Genomic DNA, 12,257 nt, shown 5'->3' with positions numbered 1-12,257 from the left:
GCGGCTCGACGGAAGAAGCGCAGGAGCGCATCGGCTCCGAGGTCGCCCGCAAGCTGGTGGACTATTCCGACATCGGCTCGACGGTGGGCGCCGTCAACTTCCCGCAGGTGCAACTGCCGGCCCGGCCGACGGGCACGCGCTTCATCCACGTCCAGCGCAACCTGCCGGGCATGCTGGGCCGCCTCAACGAGGTCTTCGCCCGCTCGGGTGTCAACATCGCCGCGCAGTTCTACCAGACCGACGGCGAGGTCGGCTACGTGGTGCTGGAGACCGATGCCGGCACGGCGGACGCCGAGGCGCTCCTGGAGCAGATCCGCGCGGTCGAGGGCACGATCCGCGCGCGTCTTCTCTACGAGCGCCGCTGAGGGACGCGCGGCCGCACCCTCCAAAGGGCGCGGCCGCCACCTCAAAAAAGACCCGAAGCTCGTGCTGTCCGGCATCGACCCCCCGTCCGGACGGAAACGACCCGTTTCATGCTGAAGACCGCCTTCGTCGCCGCCCGCGACCGCCAGCGCCTGTCGGAGATCGCCACGATCCTGATCGGCTTCGGCGTCAACCGTGTCGTGGACCGGCTCGGCCTGCGCTACCTGCCGCTGTTGCCCCGGCGCAAACCCCGGCTCGACGTCACCCGCCTCTCCGAGCCCGAGCGGATGCGCCGCGCCATTGAGGCGCTGGGGCCCACCTTCATCAAGTTCGGGCAGGTGCTGGCGAGCCGCCCCGACCTGCTCTCCCCGGCCTGGACCGAGGAGTTGGAGAAGCTGCACAGCCAAGTCTCCCCGGTGCCCTGGGAGACGATCCGGCCGCAGCTGGAGGAGGATCTGGGCGCGAGCCCGCAGGAGATCTTCGCGGAGTTCGATACCGACCCGATCGCCTCGGCCTCGATCGCCCAGGTCTACCGGGCGCGCCTGCACACCGGCGAGGCGGTGATCGTCAAGGTGCTGCGCCCGAACCTGCGCAAGATCATCGAGGCGGACCTGCGCCTGATGGCGCACGGCGCCCGCATCGTCGAGACCGAGTGGCCGGACATGGCCCGCTACCAGCCCCGCGAGCAGATGCGCCACCTCGCCGAAGGGCTGAACGGCGAGCTCGACCTCCTCAACGAGGCCCGCAACTGCGAGCTGCTGGCCCAGATCTTCGAGGGCCGCGACGACATCGTCTTCCCGAAGATCTACTGGGAATGGTGCTCCGAGCGCGTGCTGGTGCAGGAGTTCATCGACGGCATCCCGCCCAACGACGAGGCGCGCCTGCGGGCGGCCGGCATCGACAAGAAGCTGCTCGCCCAGAAGGGCACCGACGCCTTCCTGCAGATGGCGCTGATCGAGGGCGTGTTCCACGCCGATCCCCACCCCGGCAACATGCTGGCGCTGCCCGGCAACCGCATCGGCTTCATCGATTTCGGCATCATCGGCCGGCTGTCGCGGCGGCGGCGCAACCAACTCCTCGTGCTGATCGGCGCCATGCTGAAGCAGGACGCGGACGGGCTGATGGCGGTGCTGCTCGACTGGACGGGCGCCAGCAACCCCGACATGACGAAGCTCCAGCTCTCCGCCCAGTCCTTCGTCGAGAGCCACTCCTCGATCCCGCTCAATCTCGGGCTGGTGCTCACCGACTTCATGACCATGGCGCGCGAGAACGACCTCGCGATGCCCACCGACCTCGCGATCCTGTTCAAGGGCCTCGTCACGGCCGACGGCGTGATGCGCCACCTCGATCCGAACTTCGACCTCTTCGCCGCCGCCGGCCCGACGGTCCGGGCCAGCATGCAGACCCAGTTCTCGCTCTCGGGGCTGAAGGCGAAGGCGGAAGCGCTCGGCGTGGGCCTCTACGGCGCTGCCTCCGAGCTGCCGACGCTGATCCACCTGATGCTGGTGCGGCTCAAGCAGGGCAAGGTCACGGTCGAGATCGAGGTGAAGGGCCTCGACAAGGTCACCCGCGGCATCGAGCGGGCGGCGGCCCGCGTCGCGGTGGCGCTGGTCGTTGCGGCCTTCGCAACCCAGCTCGCCCCGCGCCTGATCGACCTCGGCACGCCGGCCTTCGTCACGATCGGCATGATGGTCTTCATCCTCGGCGTCGGCTGGCTGGTGCTTCTGGGGCGGAACAAGTGAGCCGCGTCCGCTTATAACTCAGATCAAGAAACGGGTCGGCTTAAATCAGTCGAGCCGCGGATCTATGCTTGTGCGCGCGGTGGTCCGTGCTAGGTTCGGCCTGCCCCTCGAATCGCGGGAATGCGGGCGGGGCGGCGGAACAGAAGCGGCATGAGCGCCTCTCGCGAGCGCGCGCCCGCCGGCACCGTCGTGCCGCGCGGGATCCCGGGTCACGGGAGCCTCGCGGGGTGCTCCAAGCTGCCGGTCGCTGCCCGGACCGAACCATCCCGTCCCTCGTCTCCCGCACGGCGGGGCGGACGCAGACCTGCGCCACGGGGCTCGATGGCGGGGTGAGGCGATGCGGTGGGGCGGTGACGATGATCATCCTGTCCGAGGAGCACGGTGAGGCGCGTCGCCTGGCGTCGCTGGAGGCCGAGAACCGCCACCTGCGCGCCCTGATGCAGCGGGCGAGCCGGAAGGCCGAGGCGCGCGAGACCCGCTACCGCCACGCGATCGCCGAGCTGCGGCAGAGCGCGGACCGCAAGTCCCTGCTGATGCAGGAGATGGCGCACCGGGTGAAGAACACCCTGGCGATGGTGCAGGCGATCGGCACGCAGACCCTGCGCACGGCCCCCTCGCTCGCCGCCGCGCGCGCAGCGCTCGACGCACGCCTCCTCGCCCTGGCCAAGGCCCACGACGTGCTGCTCCAGGGCGCCGCCACTCAGGATGCGCCCCAGGATTCCTGGACGACCGCGCCGCTCGGGCGAATCGTCGCGTCCGCGGTGGCTCTCCACGGCAGCGAGGCCGGCCGCTTCGCGGTCTCGGGGCCGGAGATCGCGCTGGCCGCCCGGTCCGGCCTGACGGTCGCCCTGCTGCTGCACGAGCTCGGTACCAACGCCGCCAAGTACGGCGCCCTCTCCGCGCCCGCCGGCCGCGTGGCGATCGCCTGGAGGGTCGAGGCGGCGGCGTCCGCCCCCCGCTTCCGGTTCCGGTGGGAGGAATCCGGCGGGCCGCCCGTGAGCCCGCCGCGGCATGCCGGCTTCGGCTCGCGCCTGATCGAGCGCAGCCTCGTCCAGGGTTTCGGCGGCCGCGTCGATCTGGCCTACCCGGTCACGGGCCTCGTCCTCGCCTTCGAGGCGCCCCTGGCGATGCTAGCGGCCTGACGGAGCGGCGGCGCGGCTGGCCGCGCGCCTTGACGGGGCCGGGTGCGGGGAATAGGGCCCCGGGCTTCGGGTCCAGAGAGCGCCGCGCGAAGCCTGATGACAGAGAGCCCCGCCGAGCAACCCGTCGTTCTCCTCGTGGAAGATGACGGCCTCCTGCTGATGGAGGCCTCGGACACCCTGGCCGACGCGGGCTTCACGGTGCTGGAGGCGACGCACGCGGACAAGGCGCTCAAGGTCTTGGAGAACCGCGACGACGTCGAGGTCCTGATGACCGACGTCGACATGCCGCAGGGCTCAATGGACGGGTTCGCGCTCGCCCGGCTCGTCGCGCATCGCTGGCCGGCGATTCCCGTGCTGGTCGTCTCCGGCATGGGCACGCCGGGGCCGCACGACATGCCGGACGGCGCCCGCTTCATCCCCAAGCCCTACGAGCCCTCGACCCTGGTGCGGACGCTGCGCGCCTTCGTCCGGCGGGCGGCCTGAGCGCGCCGCGCGCGGCCGATGCAGGGCGGGGCGTACGCAAAGCCCTTGCACCACCCCGCCTAAAGTGAGACCCCCTCGGGCGGCCGTCACCGCGGCGGCGCCGGAACGCGGGTTGTTGGACATGCCGGACGATCAGACCCTTCGCTTCGCCACGCAGGCGATCCATGCGGGCGCCGCCCCGGATCCGGCGACCGGCGCGCGGGTTCAGCCGATCTACTTCACCAACGGCTTCGTCTTCGAGTCGACCGAGCAAGCCGCCGACATCTTCGCGATGCGGCGCACCGGCTTCTCCTACTCGCGCGGTTCGAACCCGACGGTCGCCGCGCTGGAGCGGCGCGTCGCCGCACTCGAGGGCGCCAAGGCCGCCGTCGCCGTCGCGTCCGGCCAGTCGGCGGTGATGCTCGTCCTGATGACGCTGATGCGCTCGGGCGAATCCTACGTCGCCTCGCCGCGCCTGTTCGGCGGCTCGCTCGGCCTGATGCGCCGCCTCGACGGCCGCTACGACCTGCAGCCGCAATTCGCCAAGGGACTCGCACCCGAGGATTTCGAGGCCGCGATCACGCCGCGCACCCGCGCGATCGTCTGCGAGTCGATCGTGAACCCCTGCGCGACCGTGATGGACATCGAGGGGATCGCCGCGGTCGCCCGGCGCCACGGCCTGCCCCTCGTCATCGACAACACGCTGGCCTCGCCGGCCCTGATCCGGCCGATCGAGCACGGCGCGGACATCGTGGTCCACTCGACCTCGAAGTTCCTCGGCGGTTCCGGCCAGACCATCGGCGGCGTGATCTGCGATGCCGGCCGCTTCGACTGGAACCGGCCCGACCGCTACAACCTGATCAACGAGCCCTGGCCGGACTACGAGGGGCTGGTGGTGCGCGAGCGCTTCCCGGACACGCCCTTCGCGGTGGCCTGCCGGCTGTTCGGCCTGCGCGACCTCGGCCCCGGCCTCTCGCCGATGAACGCCTTCCTGACGCTCACCGGGATCGAGACGCTGCCGCTGCGCATGGAGCGGCACTGCGCCAACGCGCGGGCGGTGGCGGCCTGCCTCAAGGACCACCCGAAGGTCGCCTGGGTGAGCTATCCGGGCCTGCCCGGCCAGCCCGGCGAGGCGCTGGTCAAGCGCTACGTGCCGCAGGGGCCGGGCTCGATCTTCACCTTCGCGCTGAAGGGCGGCGAGCCGGCCGCGATCAAGTTCATCATGGGCTTGGAGCTGATCTCGCACCTCGTCAACATCGGCGAGATCAAGTCGCTGGCGATCCACCCGGCCTCGACCACGCACCGGCAGCTCCGCCCCGAGGAGCGGGCCGCCGCCTGCGTGGGCCCCGAGACGGTGCGGCTCTCGATCGGCCTGGAGAGCGTCGCGGACCTGATCGCCGACGTCGAGCAGGCGCTGGCCAAGCTCGACTGAGCGGCACCCTCCGGCTCACTCCGCCGGCGCGGGCGGGGTGAGGCCGGTGACCTGGGCGGCGGGCTGCTCGCTGAGCCAACGGTAGAGGATGCCGCCGAGCACGCCGCCGAGGAGCGGCGCAACCCAGAACAGCCAGAGCTGCGCGAGAGCCCAGCCGCCGACGATGAGGGCCGGGCCGGTGCTGCGCGCCGGGTTGACCGACAGGTTCGTGATCGGGATGCCGACCAAGTGCACGAGCGTCAGCGCGAGGCCGATGGCCAGCGGCGCGAAGCCGACGGGCGCCTTGCCGTGCGTCGCCCCCATGATGATGAAGAGGAAGAGCGCGGTCAGCACGATCTCGGCCGTGAGGCAGGCGGGCAGGCTGTAGCCGCCCGGCGAGTGCGCGCCGTAGCCGTTGGCCGCAAAGCCCTTGGCGAGGTCGAAGTCCGGGGCGCCGCTCGCGATGGCGTAGAGCAGCCACGCCGCCGCGACGGCGCCGACGAGCTGCGCGACGACGTAGGGCAGGATGTCGCGGGCCGGAAAGCGCCCCCCGGCCGCGAGGCCGCAGGTGACCGCTGGGTTGAGATGGCAGCCCGAGACGTGGCCGATCGCGTAGGCCATGGTGACCACGCTCAGGCCGAAGGCCAGCGCGACCCCGAGGAGCCCGATCCCCACATCCGGGAAGGCGGCGGAGATCACCGCGCTGCCGCAGCCCGCGAAGGTGAGCCAGAAGGTGCCGATCGCCTCGGCCGCGCATTTGCGGATGTCCATGGGGGACTCCTGGGTTCGGGAAAGGTCGGCCGTCCGTGATCCCCCCGGCGCCGACGGTCCGGCGCGCTCGCAGACGATGCCGCCGGGCCCCGCGGGAGGAAAGGCCCGGGGGCGGGCTCTAATCCCGAATTGACCGTCGGCGGCATCCGCGCCGGCCGCCCGGGCCAGCCTCTGCCAGGGGGCCTTGCCCTCGGCCCCGCTTCGCGTCCATACTGGAACACAACACGAACAGATCTCCCCCATCGGTCCGAGCCATGTCCGCCCCGAGCACCGGCCGCACGCTGTTCTTCTTCGAGAAGCCCTCGGCGATGCGCGAGCTGAAGCGCTTCTTCCGCTCGCCGGACACCGTCTGCGTCGCCGCCGAGGGCCACCTCCTCACGGCCGAGGAGCCCGGCGACGTGCGGGCGGACTGGAAGCCCTGGCGCTTCGACGCGCTGCCGATCGTGCTCGACACCATCCCCGTCGCCTGCGGGCAGAACCGCTCCGGCCAGTCGCACGCGGGCAAGCTCGCGGCGATCCGCGAGGCGCTCCGGGGGGTCGATCGGGTGATCATCGCGACGGATCCCGGCCGCGAGGGCTCGATGATCGCCTGGGAGGTGCTGGAGCATCTCGGCTGGCGCGGCCGTGTCGATCGCCTGAAGCTCGGCGCGCTCGACGACGTCTCGATCCGGCGCGCCTTCGCGGGGCTGGCCGCCGAGCCCGATTCCGGCGAGCGGGACTACGCCGCCTATCTGGAGGCCCTCTGCCGCCAGTACGAGGACTACCATCTCGGCCTGAACGGGACGCGCGCCATCTCGCTGCGCCTGCGGCCGGTGGCCTTCCGCGAGCCCTGGCGCTTCGGCGGCGTGCAGACGCCGACGCTGGCCATCCTGGCCGACCTGGAGGAGCGCATCCGGGCCTTCGTGCCGCAGGACTTCTTCAAGGTCGCGCTGCAGCTCGACACGGCGGACGGACACGCTCTGACCCTCTGGCACGCGCCGAAGGAGCGCATCCTCGACCCCGAGATGGCCGAGACGATCCGGGCGGCGGCCGCCGGCTGGTCCGGGCCGATCCGCGTCGAGCAGCGCGACGTGCGCCGCGCGCCGCCGCGCCTGTTCTCGAAGGACACGCTCGCCCGGCGCTGCGCCAAGCGCTTCGGCTGGGACCCGCAACACACCGCCAAGCTCGCCCAGGACCTCTACGACCAGGGCTATCTGAGCTACCCGCGCACCGAGTCCGAGCTGCTGCCCGAGGGGCAGGTCGGCGACGCGCCCGCGATCGTCGCGGCGGTCACGGGGGTTCTGACGGATCTGCGCCCGCTTTTCCCCCCGGAGGAGAAGCCCGTGATCCGGCGGGGCAAGGGCGGCCCCTACGTCAAGGATCCGGGCGAGCACCACGCCATCGTGCCGCTGCGCAAGGTACCCGAGCGCGGGCGGCTCTCGGCCGATCAGGCCCGGCTCTGGGACCTCGTCGCCAAGGCGTATCTGGCCGCCCACCTGCCCGACGGGATCGACGCGCGCACCGGCGTCACGGCCGAGGTGGGCACGCCCTTGGGAGCCAAGCGCTTCGCGGTCACGGGCAGCGTGGTGCGGGTGCCGGGCTGGCGCGCGGTCTACGGGGCCGAGGCCGAGACGGAGGCCGAGCACGTTCCCGGCAAGGCGCGGCGCGAGGAGGAGGCGAGCGCGGCCCGCCTGCCGCCGGTGCGCGACGGCGAGGCCGCGACCGCGACGGGTGCCGAGATCGCCACCGCCGTGACCGAGCCGCCGCGCCGCATCACCCGCGGCGAGTTGCCGGTGGTGATGGGCCGGCTCGTCGATCAGGTCGAGGACCCGGCGGTGAAGCGCGCCCTGGAGAACCCCGCCAACCCGAACGAGCCGAAGGGCCTCGGCACGGCCGCGACCCGCGACACGATCCTGCCCAAGCTCCTGAAGAGCCGCTACGTCACCCTCGGCGCCGGCAAGGACCCGGCGGTCTCGGTGACCGAGGTGGGCCTCGCCTTCATCGGGGCGGTGCGGGCGGTGTTCCCGGCCTACGGCGACCCGGTCGGGCGCGCGGTGTTCGAGGCGGAGCTCGCCGAGATCGGCCGGGCCGCGACCCGAGCCGAGGCCCTGCGCCGGGCCGAGGACTTCCGGCAGCGCACCCGTCTGCGGCTCGACGCGCTGATCGCGGCGATCGCGGGCGCTCCGACGATCGATCTCGACCCGAGCCTGATCCCGCCGGGCGCACCCGGAGGACGAGGCGACGACCGGGCGCCGACGCCCGCCATGGTGGCGTTCGCGGTCTCCCTCGCCGAGCGCAAGGGCGTGCCCCTGCCGCGCGGCTGCAAGAGCAGCATGCGGGTGTGCCGCGCCTTCCTCGACGCGCAGGCCGGGCCGCGCTCCGAGGGTGGAGCGGTGGCGCGCGGGCCTGACGGCGTTCGCCCGCCGAGCGAGGCGATGCTGCGTTACGCCCGCAGCCTCGCCGAGGCCGAGGGCATCCCCTGCCCGCCGGAGGTGGAGGCCCGCTTCGAGGCCTGCCGCAGCTTTCTCGACGCCCGCGCGGCGCGGCCGGCCACGGCGCGTCCGGCCCGGAAGGGCGCCGCGCCGTCCCGCGGCCGGGCCCCGGCCCAGCGCAGGACGCCGGCACCGGCCCGCCGGCTGGCCTGACATCCGGGGATCCCAACGGCCTCCCGGTCCTTGGAAGCGCGAGAGCCGCCTCGTCGCGCCGGCGCTCACTACGGAGGCGGCTCGTGGCAGTGCCGGTTCGGAGGAGCGGTGTTGCAATCCAGCGAGCAGGCCTGTTCAGGCCGACAGAACCAGTGAAGGGTCCCGCTCTTCAAGCATGCGCCGGCACAGTGGCGGTGCGGCGCGTCGGTCGGCTCGATGAAGGTCGGTTTCGCATCTGGCGAGCGTGCCGCCGTCCGCGCCTCGACGAGCGCCGCGCTCGCGGCAAGTGCGAGGAGAAGCGCGAGCGTCCGGCGGATCATGGTCGTGCTCCTTGGAGCGCCGGGCCGTCGTCGCGCGGACCAGGTTTCGGGACACCCCGGCGCGGCCCGGCTGCGCAACCCGGGCCTTGTGCCGGTGCGGCGAGGCTGCGGCCTTGATCCAGAGCAAGGCAGGCGCTGCCGGCCGGGCAAGAGGCTGCGCGACGGGTGCGCGAAGAACCTAGGCGGACGAGAGGGCCGTCGGCTCGTTCATAGGGACGCTGATGCCGGCGCGGCCGGCGCACGCGCGTGGGCGTCCCGCGGCGTGTCCGAATGGTCCCGACCCGAGACGCGGCGCGGATCACGGGATCGTGAGGTAACCCTTCCGGCGATCGATCCATTGAGGCGGCCGGAGGCACGCCTTTGATCGATGAAACGCTCTTTCCCTTCGCCGTCGCCGTGAGGGACGTCACCGGCATCAAACTGATCGATGGAGGCGATACCGTCGATGTGCGCTTCACCGCGGCCGACGGCCGGATGATTGCGGTGCTCATTCCCCGTGCGGCTTTCGCGGACCTGCGGGCAAGCCGGTTGGAGCCGTCCGCACCGCTCGATGGCCTCGAACGGCTAGAGCAGACGTAGGCGCGTCAGCAGTCGCGCGAGACGCGGCCTCAGCGGGAGCGAGAGGCGATAGAACAGCTCGGCGATCGGCAGCACGGGCCGACCGTCGCGAAGGCGAAGCGCGATCAGGCGTCCGAGCCAGCGCCAGCGGGGCAGGACCGTCCACAGGCGCGCGAAGGCTGCGGCGCCGGACAGGAGCTGCCCGTCCCGGTCGCGCAGATGGAATCGGCGAAGGGCCGCGTCCCGCGTCAGGCCCGGTCCCAGTCGCTCTGCGGACCCCTCGCCCGCGACGTCCACGAACGCGACCCGCTCCGCGCCCGCGCTGCGGCGGTAGTGATCGATCTCCGCCCGGCACAACGGACAGGATCCGTCGAAGAAGACCGTCGCCTCGGCCGTCGGGTTCGCCGGCCCGCAACCCCCCGCGTCGGGCCCGGATCTCACGGACGGCCCGACACGGTGTCGGTCGGCTGGGGCGTGCCGCTCGCGGCGCGCACCTGATCGCGGGTCGGCCCCGTCTGCATGAAGAGCGCGACGATGACGACGCCGATCGCCGCCACGCCGGCAACGTAGAGCATGAAGTGCTTGTTGGTCGCGCGCATCGATCCGTGTGAGCCTGATCTCGGACGTCCCGGTCCGATGGCCGGGAGGAGCCACGGGAACGGTGTGGCCGGGCCGCCGATCCGGCGCGCGCGATCACGTTTCCGTTGCGATCGGCCGGTCGATCCTCGTGAATCCCCCGGCTTCTCCGGAGAAGAGATCAATCACCGCTCAAGATCGAAAGATGTCCGATTGCCGCATGAGAGAACCCGATGCCGTTCTCGGCGTTGAGGGTGCTTCGTCATACCTGCGTCTTCTGCCGGAAGACATGGCGCCATAACCCGGGTCCGATCATCCAAGTCGTGATGATCCGGGGATGCCTGTCTGGCGCCGCCTTCCAACCTCGGACGCGCCGCCCCGCGCGTCGATCCCGTGATCCGTCAGGGGGCCGCCGAGCCGGCCGGGGCGGTCCGGAACGCAGCGACGAGGCCCACCCGCCCGCGATCGGGCGCTCGCGACTCGAACCGAGGCACTGAACCGAGCATGCGTCTCTTCCGCTCCGAAACCCCGCCGCCCCCGGCCAATCTCGATTTCGGCCGGCCGCCGCCATCGGCCCGGCCGACCTCGGCGCAGCTCAAGGCCGACATCGACGGCGGCACGACCGGCGACAAGGCCCCGCACGGCGACGTCGGCGCGGCGCCGCTCGGAACCTGCGAGGAGGCCGGGGGATTCGCGCCGACGGTCGGCGAGATCCGCACCGCCCGCCGGAACGAGGCCGCGCCCGCCCGGGTACGGCACGCGGCCGACCCGCACGGCGAGCGCTGGTTCGTCCTGCCGCTGTTCGGTCTGATGACGACCACGATCGGCGCCGCCATCTGCCTTGGGTTCCTCTATCTCTGAGACCGTTCCCGGCGGATCGCCTCGGTGCCGGTGCCGCACCCGGTTCGCCGGCACCGGTTCCGTCGTGCCTCGCGCAGGACCGGGATTTGCTGGCGCCGCGCCGAGGATCCTTCCGCGATAGGACGCCGGACGGCCGGCTTCGGCCCGGAAGGCGATGGGCCCGTCGGAGCACAGAGGCATTCGCCGCCAAAAAAATTCCCACCCGTGTGGAACTCAATCGCCGAGGCGGCGTTTCACGCGCGCGAGGCCCCAATCGGGCTCGCATCCGGGCGCCGGACCGGATGTCCGGCGGCCCTCGTCATCACGTTGCTCTTCAGGAGGATGTGGTCATGAGAACCTACGACTTCGCGCCGCTCTACCGTTCCACCGTGGGCTTCGACCGCCTGTTCTCGATGCTCGACCAGGCCGCCAGGGTCGAGCCGTCCACCCAATGGCCGCCCTACGACATCGAGAAGGCCGGCGAGAACGCGTACCGCATCACCATGGCGGTCGCCGGCTTCACGCCCGACGAGATCGAGCTGACGCAGCACGACACCGCGCTGACCGTGACCGGCCAGAAGAAGGACAAGGACGGGCCGCGCGAGTACCTGCACCGCGGCATCGCGGCGCGCGCCTTCCGCCAGACCTTCAACCTCGCCGACCACGTGACGGTCACGGGTGCCGTCCTGGCGCACGGCCTGCTCGCCGTGGAACTCAGGCGCGAGGTGCCCGAGGCGCTCAAGCCGCGCCGCATCGCCATCGGCGGCACGCAGACCGCCGCCGGGCAGGACAACGCGTCGCCCCAGGTCGTGGACCGGGGCGAGGACGCGGCGAAGGCCGCCTGAGCCGCGCGGCACCCCAACGACCGACGACGGTCCCGGAGCCATGCGGGCCTCCGGGGCCGATAACCCTCTTCGTGCAACCACTCGCACCATCAGGGAGACCGACCCGTGTCGACGATGGAGACGCACCCAACCCATGCCGGCCCCATGAACCCGTCCGCCGGCCGAGCCGCATCGTTCGAGGCCTGGCAGGCGCGCGTCGCGCCGGGCGACGTGTTCCGGCATCCGCGGGAGGTTCTGGCCCACCCGAACCTGTCCCGCGGCGAGAAGCGCGCGATCCTGGCGTCCTGGGCCTCGGACGCCTGCGCCGTGGAGAACGCACCGGGTCTGCGTTGCCTCTCAGGCTGCAGGGCCGAGCCGGTGTCGGTGGACGCCGTGCTGGCCGCCCTGGCACGGCTCGACCGCCAGACCGTCGCGCCGCGGCCGAAGCCGGCTGCGCCCCGGGGCCGCTCCGTCCTGCATCGGTACGTGCGCCCGCGACGTCGTGACGACGACGACGACCCGCCGCCCTGCCCGGCTGTGGCGATGCCGCGCCCGCGCGTGCCGCCCGGTGCCGCGGCGCTCGTACCCTGCCTCACGGCCTGAAGAGGGCGCCGCGGCCGGTGC

12 protein-coding genes and 1 pseudogene are annotated in these 12,257 nt (G+C 72.3%); 10 read left to right on the top strand and 3 right to left on the bottom strand.

The window, feature by feature from the left end:
- The 5 genes and pseudogenes from AX737_RS13770 to AX737_RS13750 all read left to right on the top strand — a co-directional run.
- A pseudogene (locus AX737_RS13770) lies at nt 1–365 on the top strand (phosphoglycerate dehydrogenase); the annotation flags it as partial.
- Nucleotides 366–473: 108 nt separating this feature from the next.
- Entirely contained in the window at nt 474–2,105 is a 1,632-nt protein-coding gene (locus AX737_RS13765) for an AarF/UbiB family protein (protein WP_066922208.1), read from the top strand.
- A 227-nt stretch (nt 2,106–2,332) separates the two neighbouring features.
- Nucleotides 2,333–3,247, top strand: a complete 915-nt coding sequence (locus tag AX737_RS13760) for a sensor histidine kinase (RefSeq protein ID WP_245293439.1) — start codon at nt 2,333–2,335, stop codon at nt 3,245–3,247.
- 96 nt (nt 3,248–3,343) lie between these two features.
- Nucleotides 3,344–3,730, top strand: coding sequence for a response regulator (locus AX737_RS13755; RefSeq protein ID WP_066922204.1), 387 nt, complete (start codon nt 3,344–3,346; stop codon nt 3,728–3,730).
- 121 nt (nt 3,731–3,851) lie between these two features.
- On the top strand, nt 3,852–5,141 hold the full coding sequence (locus AX737_RS13750; protein ID WP_066922202.1) for an aminotransferase class I/II-fold pyridoxal phosphate-dependent enzyme: 1,290 nt from the start codon (nt 3,852–3,854) through the stop codon (nt 5,139–5,141).
- Nucleotides 5,142–5,156: 15 nt separating this feature from the next.
- Here AX737_RS13750 and aqpZ read toward each other — a convergent pair whose 3' ends face one another.
- Nucleotides 5,157–5,891 (bottom strand): aquaporin Z, encoded by a 735-nt coding sequence (gene aqpZ / locus AX737_RS13745; protein ID WP_066922197.1) that lies wholly within the window; start codon nt 5,889–5,891, stop codon nt 5,157–5,159.
- A 254-nt stretch (nt 5,892–6,145) separates the two neighbouring features.
- Here aqpZ and AX737_RS13740 point away from each other — a divergent pair, with 254 nt between their 5' ends.
- Together AX737_RS13740 and AX737_RS13735 are read left to right on the top strand one after the other, a co-directional pair.
- Complete coding sequence (locus AX737_RS13740) at nt 6,146–8,515, top strand: DNA topoisomerase (RefSeq protein ID WP_197430573.1); 2,370 nt, start codon at nt 6,146–6,148, stop codon at nt 8,513–8,515.
- A gap of 680 nt (nt 8,516–9,195) precedes the next feature.
- Nucleotides 9,196–9,414 carry a hypothetical protein gene (locus AX737_RS13735; protein WP_066922195.1) on the top strand — a complete coding sequence of 73 codons (219 nt, stop codon included), beginning with the start codon at nt 9,196–9,198 and terminating at the stop codon, nt 9,412–9,414.
- On the opposite strand, the gene AX737_RS13730 is transcribed toward AX737_RS13735, so the two are convergent.
- A complete protein-coding gene (locus tag AX737_RS13730; protein ID WP_066922193.1) occupies nt 9,400–9,834 on the bottom strand; it encodes a DUF393 domain-containing protein in 435 nt (144 codons plus the stop codon). The genes AX737_RS13735 and AX737_RS13730 overlap by 15 nt on opposite strands.
- A complete protein-coding gene (locus tag AX737_RS33215) occupies nt 9,831–9,992 on the bottom strand; it encodes a hypothetical protein (protein WP_156453705.1) in 162 nt (53 codons plus the stop codon). The genes AX737_RS13730 and AX737_RS33215 overlap by 4 nt, the downstream gene beginning before the upstream one ends.
- A 481-nt stretch (nt 9,993–10,473) precedes the next feature.
- Here AX737_RS33215 and AX737_RS13725 point away from each other — a divergent pair, with 481 nt between their 5' ends.
- The 3 genes from AX737_RS13725 to AX737_RS13715 all read left to right on the top strand — a co-directional run bounded on the left by AX737_RS13725 (nt 10,474) and on the right by AX737_RS13715 (nt 12,236).
- Nucleotides 10,474–10,830 (top strand): hypothetical protein, encoded by a 357-nt coding sequence (locus AX737_RS13725; protein WP_066922191.1) that lies wholly within the window; start codon nt 10,474–10,476, stop codon nt 10,828–10,830.
- Between the two features lie 329 nt (nt 10,831–11,159).
- Entirely contained in the window at nt 11,160–11,654 is a 495-nt protein-coding gene (locus tag AX737_RS13720; protein ID WP_066922189.1) for an Hsp20 family protein, read from the top strand.
- A 114-nt stretch (nt 11,655–11,768) separates the two neighbouring features.
- Complete coding sequence (locus tag AX737_RS13715; protein WP_066922187.1) at nt 11,769–12,236, top strand: hypothetical protein; 468 nt, start codon at nt 11,769–11,771, stop codon at nt 12,234–12,236.
- Nucleotides 12,237–12,257: the final 21 nt, after the last annotated feature.

The organism is Methylobacterium sp. CCH5-D2 (genome assembly GCF_001556475.1).
Classification (GTDB): Bacteria; Pseudomonadota; Alphaproteobacteria; order Rhizobiales; family Beijerinckiaceae; genus Methylobacterium; species Methylobacterium hispanicum.
Note: the sequence above shows the minus strand (reverse complement) of the source record. Positions and strands in the feature narration are given on the sequence as shown.